Source organism: Limimaricola sp. G21655-S1 (assembly GCF_027213785.1).
GTDB lineage: Bacteria > Pseudomonadota > Alphaproteobacteria > Rhodobacterales > Rhodobacteraceae > Limimaricola.
In genome coordinates, this window is the sequence record NZ_JAPWGO010000006.1 from 21,051 (window position 1) to 41,522 (window position 20,472).

Consider the following 20,472-nt stretch of genomic DNA (forward strand, 5'->3'; position numbering starts at 1 on the left):
GCAAGGGCATCGCCGCCTCGCGGCGATGCCCTGCGCGCTTACTTCAGGTCGCTCGGCAGCAGGGCCTCGGGCATGTTCTGGTAGCTCACCGGGCGCAGCCAGCGACGGATCGCCAGCGTGCCGACCGAGGTGGCGCCGAAATTGGTCGAGGCCGGGTAAGGCCCGCCATGCACCATCGCATCGGCCACCTCGACCCCGGTGGGATAGCCGTTGACGAGAATCCGGCCCGCCTTGCGCTCCAGCACCGGCATCAGCGCCCGGGCCAGATCGGTGTCGGCCTCTTCCATCTGAAGCGTCGCGGTGAGCTGGCCGTGCAGACCGGTGGCGGCACGGGTCATGTCGGCGGCGTCCGGCACCCGCACCACGATGCCCAGTGGCCCGAACACCTCGTCGGCGAGATCCTCGTTCGCCTCCCAGGCGGCGAGGTCGGTCTCGATCAGCCACGGCGTGGCGTTGCGGCCCTCGCAGGCCTGACCGAAGCTCTTCTTCGCCAGCCGGGCCATGCGCTCGGCCCCCTCGCGGAAGGCTTTCGCGATGCCGTCGGTCAGCATCACCTGCGGCGCACCCGCGCCCATCGCCTCGGTGGCCGCTGCGACCATCGCCTCGGCCGCATCGCCCTCGGCCACGAAGACGACGCCGGGATTGGTGCAGAACTGCCCGGCGCCCATCGTCAGAGATGCGGCCCAGTCGCGGCCGATCGCCTCGGCGCGGGTTTCCATCGCAGCGGGCAGGCAGAAGACCGGGTTGATCGAGCCCAGCTCGCCGAAGAAGGGGATCGGCTCGGGCCGCGCGGCGCACCGATCGAAAAGCGCGCGCCCGCCCTTTAGCGAGCCGGTGAAGCCCACCGCCTTGATCAGCGGGTGCTCGACCAGCGCCCGCCCGACCTCGAGCCCGCCATCATGCACCATCGAGAAGACGCCGCCCGGTAGGCCGGAGGCCGCGACGGCCGCGGCGATGGCCTCGGCCACGATCTGCGAGGTGCCGGGATGGCCGGGATGGCCCTTCACCACGACCGGGCAGCCGGCGGCCAGCGCCGAGGCGGTGTCGCCCCCCGCCACCGAAAATGCGAGCGGGAAGTTCGAGGCGCCGAACACGGCCACCGGGCCCACGGGGCGCTGGATCATCCGCAGGTCGGGACGCGGCAGCGGCGCCCGGTCGGGCAGCGCGGTGTCGTGGCGGCGGTCGAGGTAATCGCCCTTGCGGATATGCTCCGCGAACAGCCGCAGCTGGCCGCAGGTGCGGCCGCGCTCGCCGGTCAGCCGGGCCTCGGGCAGGCCGGTCTCGGCGGTGCCGATGGCGGTGATTTCCGCCCCGCGCGCCTCGATCTCCTCGGCGATCTTCTCCAGAAGCGCGGCACGCTCCTCGCGCGTGGTGGCGGCGAAGGCGGCAAAGGCATCCTCGGCCGCGCGCACCGCGCGGTCGATCAGCTCGGGCGTCCCCTTGGGGTAATCGCGCGACGCGCCCTCGGCCGGGGCGGAGGCGAAGCTGTCGCCGCCCGTGACGGTGTCACCCGCGATGAGATGGGCTCCGGTCATGTCTTCTCCTTGTCGAATTCGAACGGGGCGGTGGTCACCCGCCTCCCGAGCGTCATGGCATCGGCCACGTGGATCATCGGCGCGAGGTCGACATCGCTTTGGCCGCGCGCGACCAGATCCGCCATGCGAGCGTAAAGCGACGGGTATTCGCCGGGATGGTCAACCAGGTTTTCCGCCACGCCATCGACCTCGAGCCGTGCGCCGCCGTCGCGCAGCGCCAGCGATCCCTTGCTGGTCTCGATCTCGATGTCCCATGTCTGCGGGCCTTCCTGCCGCCAGTCGAAGACGGCGCTGACATCCCCGGTGAAATCGAGCCGGGCCGCGATCGGCGTATGGCGGTTCTCGGGAAACTCCAGCTCGGCGGCGACGAGATGCACCGGTTCGGGCAGGATCTCGGTCAGGATCGACAGCGCGTTGATGCCCGGATCCATCACCCCCATGCCGCCGGGCTCGAACACCCAGTCCTGTCCCGGATGCCATTTGCGGACATCCTCTTTCCAGGTGATGCGCACGCCCTGCACCACCCGCTCGACGAGCCGCGACTTCGCCGCCGCGACGCCCGCCGCCATGCGGCTGTGCCAGCTGGCAAAGAGCGTGACGCCCTGTTTCTCGGCGAGCCGCTGCAGCGCCTGCACCTCGGCCAGCGTCTGACCGGGCGGCTTTTCCAGCATCACGTGCCGCCGCGCCATCAGCGCCTTGCGGGCATAGTCGAAGCGCGGCTGCGGCGGCAGGCAGAGCGAGACCACCTCGATATCGGGGCGGGCCGCGAGAAAGCCGTCGAAATCATCATGCGCCTCGACCCCCTCGACGCTCCCCTTTCGGCTCACCGTCGCGGCGAGGTCCCAGTCGGGACTGGACTGCAGGGCCGGCACGTGCTGGTCGCGGGCGATCTTGCCGATGCCGACGAGGGCGATCTTGCGGGGCGGGTTCGCGTAGCTCATCAATGGCTCTCCCTGCCGACGGCGTTGCCGCGGCATCCGACGAGGAAATCGAAATCCGCCCCGGTCTCGGGCCCCATCACCCGCTCGTGGTAGAGGCTGGCATAGCCCGAGGCCGGGGCTTTCGTATGCGGTGTCCAATCCGCGAGCCGCGCCGCCAGTTCCTCGTCGGAGATGTCGAGATGCAGCCGCCGCGCCGCCACGTCGAGCTCGATCATGTCGCCCGAGCGCACCACCGCCAGCGGCCCGCCCCGCGCCGCCTCTGGCGAGGTGTGCAGCACCACCGTCCCGTAGGCCGTGCCCGACATGCGCGCGTCGGAAATCCGCACCATGTCGGTGATCCCCTTGCGCAGGATCTTCGGCGGCAGGCCCATGTTGCCAACCTCGGCCATGCCCGGATAGCCGCGCGGGCCGCAATTCTTGAGCACCATCACGCAGCTCTCGTCGATGTCGAGATCCTCGTCGTTGATCCGCGCCTTGTAGTCGTCGATATCCTCGAACACGACCGCCCTGCCCCGGTGCCGCATCAGCGACGGCGTGGCGGCCGAGGGCTTCAGCACCGCGCCCAACGGCGCGAGGTTGCCCTTCAGCACCGCGATGCCCCCGGATTTCGCGAGCGCCTTCTCCACCGGCAGGATCACGTCCTCGTTCCAGTTGCGCACCTCGCGCACCTCGTCCCAGATCGTGCCGCCCGACACGGTCAGCGCCCCGCGGTGCAAGAGCCCGGCCTCGCCGAGCCGCTTGATGACGACCGGCAGGCCGCCGGCGTAGAAGAACTCCTCCATCAGGTGCTTGCCCGAGGGCATCAGGTTCACCACCGTCGGCACGTCGCGGCCGCAGCGGTCCCAATCGTCGAGGGTCAGGTCGATGCCGACGCGCCCGGCCACCGCGAGCAGGTGAATCACCGCGTTGGTAGAGCCGCCGATCGCGGCGTTGGTGCGGATCGCGTTCTCGAAAGCATCCTTGGTCATGATGTCGGAGGGCTTCAGGTCGTCCTTGACCATGTCGACGATGCGCCGTCCCGTCAGATGCGCCATGACGCGACGGCGCGCATCCACCGCCGGGATCGCGGCGTTGCCCGACAGCGCCATGCCGAGGGCCTCGGCCATCGACGCCATGGTCGAGGCCGTGCCCATGGTGTTGCACGAGCCGGGCGAGCGCGACATCGAGGCCTCGGCCTCGACGAACTCCTCCGCCGTCATCTCGCCCGCCTTCACCGCCTCGGAGAACCGCCACAGATGCGTGCCGGAGCCGACCTTCTCGCCCCTGAAATGCCCGTTGAGCATCGGCCCGCCCGAGACGAGGATCGCCGGAAGGTCGACCGAGGCCGCGCCCATCAGCAGTGCAGGCGTGGTCTTGTCGCAGCCCGCGAGCAACACCACGCCGTCCATGCACTTGCCGCGGATCGCCTCCTCGACATCCATGGCGCACAGGTTGCGATACATCATCGCCGTGGGGCGCAGGGTGGACTCGGAGGGCGAGAACACCGGGAACTCGACCGGCAGTCCCCCCGCCTCGTAGACCCCGAACTTCACCCGCTCCGCGAGATCGCGCAGATGCGCGTTGCAGGGCGTCAGCTCCGACCAGGTGTTGCAGATGCCGATCACCGGGCGGCCGTCGAACAAGTCGGCGGGCAGGCCTTGGTTCTTCATCCAGCTGCGGTGATAGATCGCGTCCTTGGACGAGCCGCCGAACCATTCCTGCGAACGCAGCTTGCGGGGCCAGGGGGCGGGGGTGAAGCTCATGGGGGGCCTTTCAGAGCGGGGTGACACGCGCCATGCCCGCATCGGGGGCCTGCGCGAGCGGATTGATGAGCGGCAGGCCGAATGGCGCGGCCTCAATCTCGAACACGTCGCCAACCTGCGTGCGGATGCCGTCGCCGAAACTCAGCGTCGCGGTGCCGAACATATGGACGTGCAGATCGCCGGGCTGGCGGAAGATGCCGTATTTGAAATGGTGGTGTTCGAGGTTGGCGAAGCTGTGCGACATGTTCGCCTCGCCCGAGACGAAGGGCTTTTCCCAGATCACCGCGCCGTCGCGGCGGATCCGGCTGCTGCCGGTGATGTCGCGCGGCAGTTCGCCGACGAGGATCTCGGGGCCGAAGCTCGCCGGGCGCAGCTTCGAATGCGCCAGCCACAGGTAATTGACGCGCTCGGTCACGTGGTCCGAGAACTCGTTGGCCAGCGCCCAGCCGAGCCGCGCCGGCTGGCCGTCCGGGCCGATCAGGTAGATGCCGGCGATCTCGGGCTCCTCGCCGCCATCCTCGGCGAAGCCGGGCGAGACCAGCGGCGCGCCCGGTGCCACGGCGGAATGGCCGGTGCCCTTGTAGAACCATTCCGGCTGCGCGCCGATGCCGCCGCCCGCGGGCTTGCCGCCTTCGAGCCCCATGCGGAACATCTTCATGCTGTCGGTCATGGTCTCGGGGTCGGTCTCGGCATGCATGGCGTCGCGCGTCGCCGCCGAGCCCAGGTGCGTGAGCCCGGTGCCGGTGAGATGCATATGGCCCGGATCGGGGTGCCGGATCGGCAGCATGAGCCGGCCCTCGGCGGCGAGCCCGGCGAGATCGACCGCCGGACCCAGCCCCCGCGCGGCGATCACCTCGGCGATGCCGCGCCCGGTTTCGATCGCTTCCCAAGCCAGCGCGTAGGTCGAGGCCGCGCCTTGCACGATCGCCGCCTCGCTGCCCTCGCGGGCCACCACCGCGACTCCCTCATCCGTCCTTACCTGCGACAGCAGCATGCCAACCCCCTCCCGGTTCGGGGCCAACTTGCCAATGAGAGTGATATCGAACAAATAATGCTTCCTGATGGGAACATACCAAAACCGTGATGAATCGACGGACCGGCTGCTGCGGCGCGGGCTGAAGCTCGGGCATCTGCAGCTTCTGGCGCTGCTGGGGCGGGGCTGTCAGCTCGGCACGGCCGCGGAGACGCTCGGCATCGCCCAGCCCGCCGCGTCGCGGCTGCTGTCGGAGGCCGAGCGCATCGCCGGTTGCCCGCTGCGGCGGCGCGACGGGCGCGGGATCCAGCTGACCGCCGAGGGCGTCGCGCTGGCCCGGCGCGCGGGGCGGGTGATCGGCGAGCTCAACGACGCCGAGCGCGAGCTGTCGGAGATCGCCGCCGGTCTCTCGGGCGAGGTGCGCATCGGCGCCGTCACCGGCCCTGCGATGGACCGGGTGCTGCCGGCGCTGCGCAACGCGCGGCTGTCGATGCCGAAGCTGCGGATCCAGGTCGAGGTGGGCAATTCCGGCGAGCTGGCCGAGGCGCTGCTCGATAACAGGCTCGACCTCGCCCTCGCCCGGCTGCCCGACGACCGCTCGGCCGCGCTGTTCGACGTCACGCCGCTGAGCGACGAGCCGGTCGCGCTGGTGGTACGGCCCGGCCACCGGCTGCTGTCGATGCCGGAGCTCGCGCCCGCCGACCTGCTCGACTATGACTGGATCCTGCCGGCGCGCGGCACGATCCTGCACGACACGGTACAGGACCGGCTGGAGCGGCTCGGCCTGTCCGCACCGCGGGTCGGCGTCACCACCTCCTCGTTTCTGCTGACGCTGGCTCTGGTGCAGCGCAGCAACGCCGTGGCGCCGCTGGCGCGGGCGGTGGCGTCGCGTTTCGCGGGCGGGCCCTGCGCGATCCTGCCGATCGATCTCGGCATCTCGGTGCTGCCCTACGGGCTGATGACCCGGGCCGGCACAGCGCTGCCCCGCGCGGCGCAACGCATGGCCGAGCTGCTGGTGCAGGCGGTACCGGACACGCCCGGCGTCGACTAGCGCCACGTCCTGAGGCGGCCTTCCCCGACCATTATGGCAGCCCGGCGGCAACGGCCGGATTTCGGCCACCCCTGAGGGTTCGGTTTCGCGCACAATCCCGACCTCCGCACAGGAACCGGATCACGAGCCGCCCCGGAATGCGGCCCTCTTGCGGCCCAGCCACGGCATCGCCATGCCGTTGTCCGCAACCCGCCACACTGCGTCTCTAGATCCAGGGTGAAACCAACTCCACAAGGTCTTTGCAGAATGCATCGAAACCCCGGCTTCCGACTGCCCAGCCTGTCCACCGCCCTCTTCGCCTTCGTCACCTTCTTTGCCCTCGTCGGATTCGCGGCCATGGCGCTGCTCGCGGAGCGCCGCCTCGAATCCGTGGAAAGCGGGGTGCAGTCCGAATCCGTCTATCTGCGGGGCGAGGCGCTGCGGATGAACTTCGCCAAGGCGCTCGGCCGGGAATGGAACTCGGTCAAGGCCGTGGCGGGAACGCTGCGGATGCATTCGATCGACGCGGCGCGACCGCGACTGACCGCGATCTCGCGCATCTCCGACTCGATCGCCTGGGCCGGTATCGCGGATGCGAGCGGAAAGCTCGTCGCCTCGTCGCGGCCGCTTCTCGAGGGGCAGGACGTGTCCGGATCGCTGTGGTTCCGGCGCGGTCTCGGGGGCAACTTCATCGGCGCGGCGGAAGCCGACGACCGGCTGGCGCGGCTGGTCCCGGCCGAGACGGATGGACCGGTGCAGTATCTCGACCTCTCCGTCGCCATCCACGACGACGAGGGGCGTGCCGAGGGCGTGCTGATCTACAGGCTCAACGTGGCCTGGGTCCAGAACTACCTCGTCGAGAGCGCCGAAGTGCTCGATCTCGACCTGTTCATGGTCGACGGGCGCGGGCGGGTGCTGTTCGAACATACCGAGGAATTCGACCAGCCGCTGTCGCCGCGGGCGCGGCAGGTCGTGGCCTCGGGTCAGCAGGGCACCTTCCGGGTCGCGCAGGATGCGGATCACGACGCCTTCCTCGCGCTGCTGCCTAAGGTGGTGACCGGCGAGATGGCCTCGCTCGACTGGCGGCTGGTGGCGCGGGTGCCGACCCGGATCGCGGGCTTCGGCCTCGGCAGCTTCGTGCTCTCGGCCGATATCCTGTGGCTGCTTCTGGGCTTCGGCACGGCGCTGCTTCTGGGCACGGCGCTGTTCAGCCGCTATTTCCTGCGGCCGCTGCGGGTGCTCTCGCGCGAGGCGCAGGCCATCGCCGAGGGCCGCGACACCTATCCGGCCGAGCAGCACAGCAGCCGCGAGGCCGAAACCCTCGCCAGCGCCATCGTCCGGATTCAGAGGGTCTGATCGTCGCCAATGGGTGACGCCGCGCCGTGGATCGGCGCGGCGACGCACCGTCGCGATTGTCCTCTGCCACCGGCTTCGAAAGACCCCTCCGAAATATCGGCAACACGACTGGCCCGGATCACCGCCGATCCGGCCGGACCGCCATCGACAAGGATGCCTCCCATGCGCTTCACCCGCCTCGTTCTGGGCCTGATCCTGATCCTCGTCTCGATCTGGGTGATCCTCGGGGAACAGCTCGGCGGCACCAGCGCCAACGCCATGGTCAACGCCCGGCTGGCGACGCTGCGCAGCCCGATCGCCGGCACCGTCGCGATGCCCGATCTCGCGCTCGGCGCGACGATCCGGCCCGGCGAGGAGCTGGCCTCGGTGAACGACCCGCATGTCGACCGGATCCGGCTCAACGACCTGGTGCTGGAATGGCAATACGCGCAGGCCGAGCGCGACCGGCTGCGCGAGGTGATCGACGAGACGGCGCGGGCGATCGAGACGCTCTCGGTACGCGCCGCCCGCTTCGGCCGCGGCAAGACCCGCGAGGTCGAGATCCGCCTCGCCCATGCGCGCGCCCGCCTTGCCCTGCTCGAACGCCAGGCGAATGACGGGGCGGCGCGCGTCGCCGCGCTGGAGCCCGAGCTGCCGCAGGAGCCGCAGGGCGCGGGCACGGTTCCAGACACGGGGACAGGGTCGCAGGCCGCCACCGACGCCGCGCCCGAGATCCTCCTGCCCGATCTGCCCACCGATCTCGCCATCGCGCTCGAACATGCGCGCGAGGAGGTGGGCGTGCTGCAATCGGCGCTTTCGGCGGCGCGCGACGGCGTGTTCCTCGTCGACGGGGTCAATGACAGCCCCTTCGCGAGCCAGCGGCTGGCCGAGCTTCGGGCACGGAACGACGGCTTCGAGGCGGACTATCGCGCGCAAGTCCGGCAGGTGCGCGCGCTCGCCTCGCGCATCACCGAGGAGCGGGTCAGCGTCAACCGGCTCGGCGAGGCCCCCCTCGCCGCGGATTTCGAGGGCCGCCTGTGGGAGGTGCTGGCGCATGACGGCGAGAACCTGCAACGCGGCGAGCCGGTGCTGCGGCTGCTGGACTGCGAAAGCCTGATCGTCACCGGCTCGGTCAGCGAGAGCGTGTTCAACGCGCTGCGGCCCGGCGATGGCGCGAAGTTCCGGCTCTCGGGCTCGGGCGAGGTGCTCGAGGGCACGGTCGAACGGCTCGCGGGGGCCGGCGCGGCCTCGCTCTACGACACGCTCGCGGTGGCGGCGGGGCGCGAGCATCTGGAGCGCTACGACGTGGCCGTCAGCGTGCCGGGGCTGCGCGATCTCGACGGCGGCGCCTGCCCGGTCGGCCGCACCGGCCGGCTGTTCTTCGAAAGCCGGCCGCTCGACTGGCTGCGCGGCCTGCTGTGATGGCGCCGCATGCCTGGCTGAGCGAGGCGCAGTCGAGCCTGGCGCTGATGCTGCTGAGCTACGGCATGGTGCTGCTGCTGCCCTTCTGGGTCGATCCGAAGCGCACATGGCATCGGTCGCTGATGCTCGGGGCCATGATCGCGCTGGCGCTGCGCTATATCTGGTGGCGCGGCGCGGCGACGCTGGCCCCGGTCGGCCTCGACCTCGATTTTGCGGCCAGCCTGACGCTCTACCTGCTCGAGGTCATCGCCATGCTCGGCTCGGTCAACGCCGCCGTGATGCTGTCGCGGCGCCTCGACCGGCACCGCGAGGCCACCGCCAACGCCACGTGGTGGGGCCGCCGCGCGCCCAAGGTGGCGCTGATGATCGCCACCTACAACGAGGATCGCGAGATCCTCGAACGCTCGATCGTCGGCGCGCTCTCGGTCGACTGGCCCGATGTCGAGGTCCTAGTGCTCGACGATGGAAAGCGCGACTGGCTCCGGGCGTTCTGCGCCATGCATGGGGTGCGGCACGTCACCCGCCCCGACAATGCCCACGCCAAGGCCGGCAACATCAACCACGCGCTCGAGCTGCTCGCCCAGGAAGACCGGCCGCCGGGTTTCGTGGCGATCCTCGACGCCGATTTCGTGCCGCATCGCGACTTCCTGCGCCGCGCCGTGGCGCTGTTCCACGACCCCACGGTGGGGCTGGTGCAGACGCCGCAGCACTTCTTCAACGCCGACCCGATCCAGCACAATCTCGGCCTCGCGCGCTCCTATCCCGACGAGCAGCGCTTCTTCTTCGATCACGTGCAATCCTCGCGCGACGCCTGGGGCATCGCGATCTGCTGCGGCACCTCCTCGGTGATGCGCTGGAGCGCGCTGCGCGACATCGGCGGCTTTCCGACCGACAGCGTCACCGAGGACTACCTGCTCAGCCTGACGCTGCAGGAGCGCGGCATCCGCACCGTCTATCTGAACGAGCCGCTGACCGAGGGGCTCGCGCCGGAGGGGGTGGGCGAATACATCACCCAGCGCGCCCGCTGGTGCCTCGGGCTGATGCAGATCGCGCGCGGCCGGCTCGGGCCCTTTTCGCGCAACGGGCTGCGGGTGCGCGACCGCTGGAGCGTGATCGACACCATGCTCTATTGGATCGGCAGCTTTCCGTTCCGCCTCGCCGGGCTCAGCTTTCCGCTGCTCTACTGGTATTTCGGCGTGATCGTCGTCGACGCGGAGGTCGCCGAGGTCCTGTCCTATTTCGGGGTCTACTACGTCTGGTCGCTCGGGGTGCTGAACATCCTGTCGCGCGGGACGGTGGTGCCGGTGCTGCACGACGTGAGCCAGATCGTCGGCGCGATCCCGATCACCCGCGCCGCGCTGCACGGGCTGCTGCGCCCCAAGGGGCACAAGTTCAAGGTCACCGCCAAGGGCGGCGACCGCAGCCGCATCGTGGTGCAATGGCGGCTGATGATGCCGTTCCTCGTGCTGCTGGTGCTGACGCTGGTCGGGCTGATGCTCGGCAGCGCCTTCGACGGGCTGCACCGCGCCGAGGCCGGCGACGGCATGCGGGTGGTGCTGTTCTGGACCATCTACAACATCTTCGTGCTGGCGCTGACGGTGATCGCCTGCATCGAGTTGCCGCGCCACGAGCGCCATGTCGCGGACCGGCCCGAGCGGGTGATCTTCGCGGCGGGCGAGCGTCCGCAGCGGCTCTGGCTCGCCTCGCTCACCCGCGACACGGCGCGGATCCGCGGGGTCGTCTACAGGCCCGGCACCCGCGGCGTGCTGCGCATCCCCGGGGTCGGCGACATGCGCGCCACGGTGATCGCCGCCACGCCCGACGGCGCAAGGCTGCATCTGTGGCCCGAGGACGAGGTGCACGCCGCGCTGCTGCGCCGGTTCTACACCGAGGGCGCCGCGCCGGGCGTGGTCGATGTCAGGCTCGGCCAGCTCCTCGGCGACATCGCGCGGCGGCTGAGCTTCAGCAGCCGGGACTAGACCCTTCCGCAGACCGCCATTCCCCCAGACCCAAGGACACCCCATGCATCGCACCCTCCGCCGTATCGCCCTCGCCCTGCTGCTCGGCTGCGGCCTCGCCCCCATCGCGGCCCATGCCGACGGCGAATACCTGCAATTCGATCTCGGTCCCGAGGACCGCACAGCGGTGGTGAGCTTCGAGCGGAGCGGCGTCTCCGCCGGAGCGCTCTGGTCGCGCTATACAGATGGGGGCGCGGTGGCCTTCTCGCTCACCGGATCGCGGCAGGTGGCGCCTTGGGGCCGCCCGGTGACGCTGCGCCTCGGCCCGACGCTGCGCTTCGACGACGGTGCCTCGATCGGCGCCAAGCTGGTGGCCGAAAGCTACACCTCCACCGGCTGGGGCGGCGTCTTCGCGATCGGCGAGATCAACAGCATCGACTGGTCCTATTTCTCGATGCTCGAAGCCACCCACCAGACCAGCGGCCTCGGCCTGGCGCTGGTGCTGACCGGCGACGACACCGGCTATGCCGAACAGAGCCTGGTGGCGAGCAAGCGGCTCGGTCGGTCGGACTGGCGGCTGCGGATGGGCTATGGTTTCGACGCGCGGGAGATCTTCGTGGGCGTGGCGCTGAACACGTTCTGAGGGGCGTCCGCATCGAGGCCGAGCGGGCATGAGCATGCTGCATGACAGCCCTGTTCAATCGGCAGGGCGAATCCCGTGACAGGGCGATCGCGCGGGACTATGTGCCCGGCTCCAGCCACCTGATTTCGCAAAGGATCACGCCCGTGTCCGCCACCGTCACCGCCACCCCCGTTCTCACTGCCGCGCCCGCCGGTTTCGTCGCGCGCCTGCGCACCGCGCTGCGCGGCTGGTTCGCCCGGAGGCAGACGGTCTGCGACCTTGCGCTGCTCTCGGACGAGGATCTCGCGCATCTCGGGATTTCGAGCCGGGAGATCCGCGACATCCGCCGCATCGCCCGTTTCGAGGCGCCCTTCACGCCGCGCCCGGCCGAACCGATCATGCCCCGGACCTCGCCTTTGGGCCTCCTGACCTCGGCCGCGCTGCGCCGCTGACATCCCGGCCCGACCCGATACCGGCGCTCGCGATCCGCTCGCGGGCGCCGCCTGATTCCCGGGCGACATCCGGCCCGTTCAGATAAGCCCGCGCATCTGCGCCGCATGCACCGCCTCGGCGGTGGTGCGCGCGCCCAGCGACAGCCGGGCCGATTTCAGCCGCGCCTTCAAGGCGCTCTCGCTGATCCCGATGATCGCCGCCGCCCGCGTGTGACGCTCGCCCTCGGCCATGAGCCGCAACGCCTCGCGCTGCGCGTCGGTGAGGCTGACCGTACCCGGGGGGCCGGCATGCAGCCGCATGATCACCTCGAGCGCGCGCTGTCCTTCATCCTCCGTGAAGGGGCGGTCGTGCCGGGCCAGCCCGCAGAACGAGCGCGTCTCGGCGTTTCCGGTCGCCACGGTCATGCCATGCACGAGGCCATGCGCCCGGGCATCCGCGATGACGCCGCTGTGGTCGCGGCTCACCAGATCGGCCCAGTGCACCACCCCGTCGTGACCGAGGGCCCAGCCGATCGCCGGATCGCGCAGGAAATAGGATTTGCGCTCGTAGGTATCGCGCCATTCCGGCCGCAGGCAGTTCTCGACATGGGTGGCCCGGCCGCGGCTGACCCGGAGCACCGCCGAGAACCCCGCCGGGGCCAGCTGGGCAAGTTCGAAGAAGTCGTGCGGGGCATAACTGTGCAACAGCATCGTCATTGGCAAAAAAGCCCTCCGAAGGGGAAAAATCGGTACGCTACCGGACATACACTCTCCGGTTGAGTTCTAGCAAAGGCTAGGCCGAACGAAGTAGCAAGTTACGATCCTAACACAACCAAATACACGTTTTACGTGTGTTCCCCAATTGCAATCACTCATAGGGAGAACAAAGAAGGCTCAAGAGAGGCGGTCAGCTCTACCGAATGGAGCAACACCTATCACACCGGTTAGGTTTCGCCCGTAGCAGGAACAGCTAAATATGGCAGGTATTATAAGGCGATCCGTCGGGCGATGCCGCAAGCCGAGGACATTGGTCCCGGAGCAGGTGCCTCCCCTTCCGGCGGATCCAAAGAGGACACGAGCAGACCATGATCCAGCCGCAAACATCGCTCGTCTATTTTCGCCACCGCGATCTCGCCGAATGGTATGAAATTGTGCAGATGCAGACCGTGGGCGAAGCCGGGATCGCGCGCCGCCGCGCTCTGATCGGCGCGCTGAGTGATTCGGACATCTCCGAATGCCGCGATGCCGACCTGCTCCGCGCCGTCGCCGATCTGCTGAGCCATGCCCATCAGCGCGGCGATGCGGTTTCGGCCGATCTGATCCGCTGCCTGCCGCAACCGCGCCGCGCACGCTTCGCTGCCGCCGCCGAGGCGCAGGTGGCGCAGCTCTATCTGAGCGCTCCCGATCTCGACGACGATCTCGCGATGCTGCTGGACTGGGCCCAGGCGAGCTGATCGAGGCACGTCGCAGCACTGACGCACATTGAGGCCCTAAAGCCCCGAGGGCGCGGATGGACAATGCGGGGCGCTGGTCCCGGTCCGCTCGAAGCCGGGAAGCTCCGCATGGCGGCTGCTACGACCCGAGCCGCCGTGCGGCCTCCGGCAGAGCGCTCCCCCCGCGCAGAAAGGCGCTTGCCTCGCGCCGCTCCGGCCACACCCTTTGCTGCCTACGCAACAGGGGAGAACCACATGGCCGATCGCATCCTATTCATCACCGGTGCCTCCTCCGGCATCGGGGCCGCCACCGCCCGCGCCGCCGTCGCGGCGGGCTGGCATGTCGGGCTGATGGCGCGCAGGGAGGACAAGCTCGCGGCCCTCGCCGAGGAGCTGGGCGACCGCGCGCTCGCGCTTCCGGGCGACGCCACCGATCTGGGCGCGCAGGAGGCGGCGGTGGCCAAGCTGGTCGCCGCGAAGGGCGGGCTCGACGCCGCCTTCGCCAATGCCGGCACCGGCCTCGACACGCCCGGCACCGAGGCGGGCGATCCCGAGGAATGGCGCCGGATGATCGATCTCAACATCATGGCGCTGCTCTATACCGCGCGGGTGGCGCTGCCCGAGCTGAAGCGGCGCAAGGGACATCTGGTGCTGACCGGCTCGGCGGCGGGCAAACGTCATATCGCGGGCTCGATCTACGGCGCGACCAAGTGGTTCGTGCATGGATATGCGGGCAACATGAGCGAGGAGATGCGCGAATGGGGCGGCCGTTGCACGGTGATCGCGCCCGGCATGGTCGACACGCCGTTCTTCTCCGAGCCCAAGCCCGGCAAGATCCGCCCCGAGGACATCGCCCGGGCGGTGGTCTTCGCGCTCGAGCAGTCCGAGACCGCCGATCTGCGCGAGATGTTCATCATGCCGACCGGCTGATCCCGCGAGGGACCGGCGCTCAGCCCAGCTCGCCCTTGGGCGGCGCCGCGATGGTGTGGAACTCGGAGCCGTAGCCGACGATGCAGCTGACCCCCGTCGGGTCGGTCAGAAGCACGGTGTAGCTGCCGTTTTCGGGGTTCGACCAGATCTCGAGCATCCGCTGCCGCGTCTCGCTCGTGGTTTCGAGACCGGCGGCGGTGAGCGTCTCGGAATAGCGATCCTTGAGCCGTTCCACGATGTGATCGCGCGGGGCACAGCCCATCGCCGCCGCGGGCGGCGCGGTGGCTGCCATGCCGAACAGGAGCGCGGTGGTCACGAGCCGTTTGAACATCCAGACCTCCAATTCCGCAGTGCGGAGGAAGAGGGGGAGATGCTGCGGAGACCAACGCCCCCTCATACCAGATATGGGGCGTCCCGCCGCGATGTCCAAAACACGTGACATCAACTGATGCGGAACGCCCCGCGCCGGGTCAGGGCATCTCGACTTCGCCCGTGACCATGTTGGTGTAGTCCGCGCCTTCGCCGCCCGCGTCGAAGGTGCCGCCGCCGCTGGCCTCGGCCCATTTGCCGGTGCCGCCCACGACGCTCCAGTCGCCCGAGACGCGCCCCTCCTCGCTCATCCCCGTGGCGGTCCACGCCATGACGGCGTGATCACCATCCGCATCGGTGTAGTGGCAATTGCCGCTGCCGCTCACCGCGCCGGCTTCGACCAGTGTGGCGCCGAAACAGGAGCCGGACAGGCTGGCGAAGGGGCTCTCGGGATCCTCCGTCTCGAAGCCGTCATAGCTGGTCCGGTTGTGCACCACCACGAGGCCGTCGCTGACCGGCATCTGCATGGTGTCCGAACTGCCCATGCCGGTGCCCTTGACCATCACCGTCTCGGCCATCGCGCCGGATGCGGTGACGAGGGCCGCGAGACCCATGATCGATAAAAGCCGTTTCATCGTGAATCCTCCAACAAGGCGGTCCCGCGGCGGGCGCGGAACATGGCCCAGCCTATCACGAACAGGACCCATCGGGGGCGTTAACGCGAAACGGCGGCCCCCGCGTGGGGACCGCCGTTTCGATCTGCCCGCTGTCAGGGGGGCGGATGGGTGGGTCGCGATCAGGCGGCGCGGGCGGCGTCGCGGGCGATCTGGTTGATCATGCCGCGGGCGATGCCGAGATCGGCGAGGTCGCGGTCGGTCAGCAGGCTCAGCTCGCGCTGGGTCTGGCGGTAGACGCGGTTGCGCTCGATGGCGGCCTTGACGCGGGCGGTGATCGCGGTGAGGCCGTTGGTCTCGGTGTTGAAGGTGGTGCGCTGGTCGACGGTGGCGTAGCTCATCTCAGTATCCTTGATCTTCGGGTCCGTGTGGCCCTTGTCTCGGGCCTGATCGATGCGGCGCCCATCGCCGCCTCGTTGACCCCTAATTGGTAGCGATAACGGCCGAGCACCACCCCGCTTCGCCGTAACCCCGCCATGCAGCCACTGCATGCGCCGATCAGCGCCCGCCGGTCCAGTCCAGCACCACCTTGCCCGAGGAACCCGAGCGCATCGCGTCGAAGCCCGCGACGTAGTCATCGACCCCCATCCGGTGGGTGATGACGCCGCGCACGTCGAGCCCGTTCTCCAGCATCGCGATCATCTTGTACCAGGTCTCGAAGATCTCGCGGCCATAGACGCCCTTGATGGTGATCGCCTTGAACACGATGCGCGACCAGTCGACCGGGCTCTTGCCCGGCGGGATACCGAGCATGGCGATGCGCCCGCCCATCACCAGCCGTTCGACCATCTGGTCGAGCGCGCGCTGGTTGCCCGACATCTCGAGCCCGATGTCGAAGCCCTGCTTCATCCCGAGGCGCGGGACGATTTCGGCCAGATCCTCCTCGGCCACGTTGACCGGCACCACATCGGCCACCTGTGCGGCCAGCGCGAGGCGCTCGGGGTTGATGTCAGTGATCACCACGTGGCGCGCGCCGACATGGCGCGCCACCGCCGCCGCCATGATGCCGATCGGCCCGGCGCCGGTGATCAGCACGTCCTCGCCCACGAGGTCGAAGGAGAGCGCGGTGTGCACGGCGTTGCCCAAGGGATCGAGGATGGCGCCGATCTCGTCGTCGATGGCATCGGGAAGCGGCACCACGTTGAAGGCCGGCAGCCGCAGGTATTCGGCGAAGGCGCCCTGTTCGTTGACGCCGATGCCGCGGGTTTCGGGGTCGAGGTGGAACTTGCCGGACCGGCTCTGGCGCGAATGCTTGCCGATCAGGTGCCCCTCGCCCGAGCAGCGCTGGCCGATCTCCAGATCGGTCACGTTGCGGCCCAGCTCGACGATCTCGCCCGCGAATTCGTGCCCGGTCACCAGCGGCACCGGCACGGTGTGCTGCGCCCACTCGTCCCAGTTCCAGATATGCACGTCGGTGCCGCAGATGCCGGTCTTGTTGACCCGGATCAGCACGTCGTCGGGACCGATCTCGGGCACCGGCACAGTCTGGCGCCACAGCCCCGGCTCGGCCTTCGCCTTGACCAGCGCGGTCATGCCGTTGGGGCGGCTCATCCGATCACGCCCAGCTCGCGGCCCGCCTGCGCGAAGGCCGCGAGCGCCGCGTCGAGATCCTCGCGGGTGAGCGCGGCGTTCATCTGGGTGCGGATCCGGGCCTTGCCCTTGGGCACGACCGGGAAGAAGAAGGCCGAGACATAGACGCCCAGCTCGTCGAGGCGCGCGGCCATCTTCTGCGCCAGCTTGGCGTCGTGCAGCATCACCGGGATGATCGGGTGCTCGCCGGGCAGGATCTCGAAACCGAGATCGGTCAGCCCCCTGCGCCAGTATTCCGCGTTCTCGAACAGCTTGGCGCGCAGGTCGTCGCTCTGCTCGATCAGGTGCAGCGCCTCCAGCCCCGCCGCGCAGACCATCGGCGGCAGCGCGTTCGAGAAGAGGTAGGGCCGCGCCCGCTGGCGCAAGAGATCGATCACCGGCTGCGGCCCGGCGATATAGCCGCCGATCGCGCCACCAAGCGCCTTGCCCAGCGTGCCGGTCAGCAGGTCGGCCTTGACCCCGAAATGCGCGGGCGTGCCGGCCCCCTTCGGCCCCATGAAGCCGGTGGCGTGGCAGTCGTCGACCATCATCAGCGCGTCGTAGCGGTCCGCGAGCGCCCGGATCTCGTCGAGCCGCGCGAGGTAGCCATCCATCGAGAACACGCCGTCGGTGGCGATCATCACGTGGCGCGCCCCGGCGTCGCGGGCCTCCCGAAGCTTGGCCTCGAGGTCCTCCATGTCGGAATTGGCGAAGCGGTAGCGCTTGGCCTTGCAGAGCCGGATGCCGTCGATGATCGAGGCGTGGTTCAGCGCGTCCGAGATCACCGCGTCCTCGGGGCCCAAGAGCGGCTCGAACAGCGCGCCATTGGCGTCGAAGCAGGCGGCGAAGAGGATCGTGTCGTCATGGCCGAGATAGGAGGCCAGCCGTTTCTCCAGCTTGCGGTGCAGATCCTGCGTGCCGCAGATGAAGCGCACGGAAGCCATGCCATAGCCGTGCCGGTCGAGCGACTCCTTGGCGGCATGGATCAGGTCGGGGTGATCGGCGAGACCGAGATAGTTGTTGGCGCACAGGTTGATGACCTCGCGGCCGTTCAGGTCCACGCGCCCGCCCTGCGGCGAGGTGATCTCGCGCTCGGTCTTCCACAGCCCCTCCTCGCGGATCTCCGAAAGGCGGGTCTCGATGTCTTGCAGAAAGCGGCTCATGGAGGCTCCTTTCAAGGGCACGGGCAGGCCACGACTCTATGCCCGCCCGCGCGGCTTGCAAGCTCTGCCGCCACGGCAGTGCTCAGCCGAGCGCCACCAGCCGGATCTCGCCATCCCATGCCGCGCCGAGCCGCTCGGCCGCCTGCCACGCCCGAAGCCCGGTCCGGCAGCACAGCACGGCGCGCGCGCCGACGGGCGGGCGCGGGCCATCGGGACCGAACGCGGCCACCGCATGGCGGCGCGCGTGGCGGCAGGGCGGCGGACCCTCCTCGGGGGCGCGCAGATCCACGACGAAATCATCGGCGGCGATGTCCCCCGGCGCGATGAAGCGCGGCGCCCGCGCGGGCTCGGCAGCGGCCGAAAAGCCGAAGCCGCCAAAGCGCCATGTCGCGGCGTCGAAGCTCGCGAGCCGTCCCAGCGGCGACGGCGCCATGCCCGAGAGCTGCGCCAGAGCCATCTGCGCCTGCAGCGCGCCGACGACCCCCACCACCGGCCCGAGCACCCCCTCCTCGGCGCAGGAGCCCATCCGCGCCGGCAGGTCGGGGAATACCGCCCGCAGGCTCGGCGCACCGCCGCAGAACCCGCCCGCATAGCCCGACAGGCCGGTGACCGAGGCGCTGATCAGCGGCAGCCCCGCCGCGAGGCAGTGATCCGAGGCGACGTAGCTCGCGGCAAAGCTGTCGGCGCAGTCGATCACCAGATCGATGCCCTCGCACAGCGCCGCGACATTGCCGGGGTCGAAGCGCTCGACCAGCGGCTCCACCACCGTCTCGGGGTTGAGCGCGGCCATGCGCCGGGCCGCGACCACCACCTTGGGCCGGTCGATATCGACCATGCGAAACAGGGTCTGCCGGTGCAGGTTGCTCGCCTCGACCCGGTCCGGATCGACCAGCCGGACATGGCCGAGACCCGCCCCGACCAGATATTGCAGCACCGGCGCCGCCAGCCCGCCCGCGCCGATCACCAGCGCATGCGCCTCGCGCAGCCGGGCCTGCGCCGCGTCGCCGAAGCCGGGCACCGCGACCTGTCGCGCGTAGCGGTTCATCGCACCGCCCCGATCCAGTCACGCACCCGGCCCTCCGGGTCGGCGTTCAGCGTGATGTCGGTCACCGCCGAGACGATGTCGGCCCCGGCGGCGAAGGCCTCGGGTGCCCGCGCGACCGAGAGCCCGCCAATCGCGACGAGGGGGATGTCGCCCACGAGCCGCTTCCATTCGGTGAGCCGCTCCACCCCCTGCCGCTCCCATTTCATCTTCTTGAGGATCGTCGGCCAGACCGGCCCCAAAGCCACGTAGTCGGGGTCGAGCGCCAGCGCCCGCTCCAGCTCGGCCCGGTCGTGGGTGCTGATCCCGAGCCGCAGCCCGGCGCGGCGGATCGCGGGCAGATCGGCGGTGTCGAGATCCTCCTGCCCGAGATGCAGCCAGTCGCAGCCCAGATCGATCGCCGCGCGCCAGTGATCATTGACCACCAGCCTCGCGCCATGCGCCGCGCAGAGGTCGCGGCCGCGCGCCAGCTGCGCGCGGATCTCGGTGTCGGCGCGATCCTTCAGCCGCAGCTGCACCAGCTTCACGCCCAAGGGCAGCATCCGCTCCAGCCACGAGACGTCGTCGAAGATCGGGTAGAACCGGTCGAGGCTCATGCGAGAAAGGCCTTGCCGATCAGCGGCGTCGAGGGCGCGGCCATGTCGCGCGGCTCCATCGCGCCTGCCTCGAATCCCAGCCGCCCGGCCTCGACCGCGCGCGCGAAGCCCTCGGCCATCGCGGCCGGGTCGTCGGCCTTGGCGACGGCGGTGTTCAGAAGCACCGCGTCATAGCCCATCTCCATCGCCTCGGCGGCCTGGCTCGGACGACCGAGGCCCGCATCGATCACCAGCGGCACGTCGGGGAACTGCGCCCGCAGGGCGCGCAGCCCGTAGCGGTTCGCGAGCCCCAGCCCGGTGCCGATCGGCGCGCCCCAGGGCATCAGCACCTCGCAGCCCGCGTCGAGCAGCCTCTCCGCCAGCACCAGGTCCTCGGTGGTGTAGGGGAACACCTTGAATCCCTCGGCGCTCAGGATCGCCGCCGCCTCGACGAGGCCCCAGGGATCGGGCTGCAACGTGTCGGCATGGCCGATCACCTCGAGCTTGATCCAGTCGGTGCCGAACAGCTCGCGCGCCATGCGCGCGGTGGTCACCGCCTCGCGCGCCGAATGGCAACCGGCGGTGTTGGGCAGGAGCCGCACCCCCAGCTCGCGCACCAGCGCCCAGAAATCCGCGCCCTCGCCCGCCGCCGCCTCGCGCCGCACCGACACGGTGGCGATGCCCGCACCGGAGCGACGGAACGCCTCCGACAGCACCTTCGGGGAAGGGTATTGCGCCGTGCCGAGCATCAGCCGCGAGGCGACCGGCGTGCCGTAGAAGCCGAGCAT

21 protein-coding genes are annotated in these 20,472 nt (G+C 69.8%); 8 read left to right on the forward strand and 13 right to left on the reverse strand.

The features are described from left to right. Positions 1-38: 38 nt before the first annotated feature. The 4 genes from O4G76_RS07850 to araD1 are packed head-to-tail and all read right to left on the reverse strand — an operon-like array spanning position 39 to position 5,212. The gene (locus O4G76_RS07850; RefSeq protein WP_269396812.1) at positions 39-1,535 is read right to left on the reverse strand and encodes an aldehyde dehydrogenase (NADP(+)); all 1,497 of its coding nucleotides are present in this window, start codon (positions 1,533-1,535) and stop codon (positions 39-41) included. Next, complete coding sequence (locus O4G76_RS07855) at positions 1,532-2,476, reverse strand: Gfo/Idh/MocA family protein (protein ID WP_269396813.1); 945 nt, start codon at positions 2,474-2,476, stop codon at positions 1,532-1,534. The genes O4G76_RS07850 and O4G76_RS07855 overlap by 4 nt, the downstream gene beginning before the upstream one ends. Next, positions 2,476-4,218, reverse strand: coding sequence for an L-arabinonate dehydratase (gene araD / locus O4G76_RS07860; RefSeq protein WP_269396814.1), 1,743 nt, complete (start codon positions 4,216-4,218; stop codon positions 2,476-2,478). Before araD ends, O4G76_RS07855 begins: the two co-directional genes overlap by 1 nt. A 10-nt stretch (positions 4,219-4,228) precedes the next feature. Then, positions 4,229-5,212 carry an AraD1 family protein gene (araD1, locus tag O4G76_RS07865; RefSeq protein WP_269396815.1) on the reverse strand — a complete coding sequence of 328 codons (984 nt, stop codon included), beginning with the start codon at positions 5,210-5,212 and terminating at the stop codon, positions 4,229-4,231. A gap of 67 nt (positions 5,213-5,279) precedes the next feature. On the opposite strand from araD1, the gene O4G76_RS07870 reads away from it, so the two are divergent. From O4G76_RS07870 to O4G76_RS07895, 6 genes are all read left to right on the forward strand, one after another. Beyond that, positions 5,280-6,242, forward strand: coding sequence for a LysR substrate-binding domain-containing protein (locus O4G76_RS07870; protein ID WP_269396816.1), 963 nt, complete (start codon positions 5,280-5,282; stop codon positions 6,240-6,242). A gap of 246 nt (positions 6,243-6,488) precedes the next feature. After that, entirely contained in the window at positions 6,489-7,577 is a 1,089-nt protein-coding gene (locus O4G76_RS07875) for a cache and HAMP domain-containing protein (protein ID WP_269396817.1), read from the forward strand. A gap of 162 nt (positions 7,578-7,739) precedes the next feature. Then, on the forward strand, positions 7,740-8,978 hold the full coding sequence (locus tag O4G76_RS07880) for an HlyD family efflux transporter periplasmic adaptor subunit (protein ID WP_269396818.1): 1,239 nt from the start codon (positions 7,740-7,742) through the stop codon (positions 8,976-8,978). Continuing rightward, entirely contained in the window at positions 8,978-10,957 is a 1,980-nt protein-coding gene (locus O4G76_RS07885) for a glycosyltransferase family 2 protein (RefSeq protein WP_269396819.1), read from the forward strand. The genes O4G76_RS07880 and O4G76_RS07885 overlap by 1 nt, the downstream gene beginning before the upstream one ends. A 43-nt stretch (positions 10,958-11,000) precedes the next feature. After that, positions 11,001-11,579 (forward strand): hypothetical protein, encoded by a 579-nt coding sequence (locus O4G76_RS07890; RefSeq protein ID WP_269396820.1) that lies wholly within the window; start codon positions 11,001-11,003, stop codon positions 11,577-11,579. 41 nt (positions 11,580-11,620) lie between these two features. Next, complete coding sequence (locus O4G76_RS07895) at positions 11,621-12,010, forward strand: DUF1127 domain-containing protein (RefSeq protein ID WP_269396821.1); 390 nt, start codon at positions 11,621-11,623, stop codon at positions 12,008-12,010. Positions 12,011-12,088: 78 nt separating this feature from the next. On the opposite strand, the gene O4G76_RS07900 is transcribed toward O4G76_RS07895, so the two are convergent. Beyond that, positions 12,089-12,700 carry an autoinducer binding domain-containing protein gene (locus O4G76_RS07900; protein ID WP_269396822.1) on the reverse strand — a complete coding sequence of 204 codons (612 nt, stop codon included), beginning with the start codon at positions 12,698-12,700 and terminating at the stop codon, positions 12,089-12,091. 374 nt (positions 12,701-13,074) lie between these two features. Here O4G76_RS07900 and O4G76_RS07905 point away from each other — a divergent pair, with 374 nt between their 5' ends. Further along, on the forward strand, positions 13,075-13,443 hold the full coding sequence (locus O4G76_RS07905; RefSeq protein ID WP_269396823.1) for a hypothetical protein: 369 nt from the start codon (positions 13,075-13,077) through the stop codon (positions 13,441-13,443). A 234-nt stretch (positions 13,444-13,677) separates the two neighbouring features. Next, positions 13,678-14,352: an SDR family oxidoreductase gene (locus tag O4G76_RS07910; protein WP_269396824.1), complete on the forward strand. Its 675-nt coding sequence runs from the start codon at positions 13,678-13,680 to the stop codon at positions 14,350-14,352. A 19-nt stretch (positions 14,353-14,371) separates the two neighbouring features. Here O4G76_RS07910 and O4G76_RS07915 read toward each other — a convergent pair whose 3' ends face one another. The 8 genes from O4G76_RS07915 to O4G76_RS07950 all read right to left on the reverse strand — a co-directional run bounded on the left by O4G76_RS07915 (position 14,372) and on the right by O4G76_RS07950 (position 20,472). Further along, positions 14,372-14,683 (reverse strand): hypothetical protein, encoded by a 312-nt coding sequence (locus tag O4G76_RS07915; RefSeq protein WP_269396825.1) that lies wholly within the window; start codon positions 14,681-14,683, stop codon positions 14,372-14,374. Between the two features lie 139 nt (positions 14,684-14,822). Continuing rightward, on the reverse strand, positions 14,823-15,296 hold the full coding sequence (locus tag O4G76_RS07920; protein ID WP_269396826.1) for a hypothetical protein: 474 nt from the start codon (positions 15,294-15,296) through the stop codon (positions 14,823-14,825). A gap of 161 nt (positions 15,297-15,457) precedes the next feature. Further along, on the reverse strand, positions 15,458-15,676 hold the full coding sequence (locus tag O4G76_RS07925) for a DUF1127 domain-containing protein (RefSeq protein ID WP_269396827.1): 219 nt from the start codon (positions 15,674-15,676) through the stop codon (positions 15,458-15,460). A 157-nt stretch (positions 15,677-15,833) separates the two neighbouring features. Further along, the gene (tdh, locus tag O4G76_RS07930; protein ID WP_269396828.1) at positions 15,834-16,886 is read right to left on the reverse strand and encodes an L-threonine 3-dehydrogenase; all 1,053 of its coding nucleotides are present in this window, start codon (positions 16,884-16,886) and stop codon (positions 15,834-15,836) included. After that, complete coding sequence (locus O4G76_RS07935; protein ID WP_269396829.1) at positions 16,883-18,067, reverse strand: glycine C-acetyltransferase; 1,185 nt, start codon at positions 18,065-18,067, stop codon at positions 16,883-16,885. Before O4G76_RS07935 ends, tdh begins: the two co-directional genes overlap by 4 nt. An 82-nt stretch (positions 18,068-18,149) precedes the next feature. Beyond that, positions 18,150-19,112 (reverse strand): HesA/MoeB/ThiF family protein, encoded by a 963-nt coding sequence (locus tag O4G76_RS07940; protein ID WP_269396830.1) that lies wholly within the window; start codon positions 19,110-19,112, stop codon positions 18,150-18,152. After that, the gene (locus tag O4G76_RS07945) at positions 19,109-19,705 is read right to left on the reverse strand and encodes a thiamine phosphate synthase (RefSeq protein ID WP_269396831.1); all 597 of its coding nucleotides are present in this window, start codon (positions 19,703-19,705) and stop codon (positions 19,109-19,111) included. The genes O4G76_RS07940 and O4G76_RS07945 overlap by 4 nt, the downstream gene beginning before the upstream one ends. Next, positions 19,702-20,472: a thiazole synthase gene (locus tag O4G76_RS07950; protein ID WP_269396832.1), complete on the reverse strand. Its 771-nt coding sequence runs from the start codon at positions 20,470-20,472 to the stop codon at positions 19,702-19,704. The genes O4G76_RS07945 and O4G76_RS07950 overlap by 4 nt, the downstream gene beginning before the upstream one ends.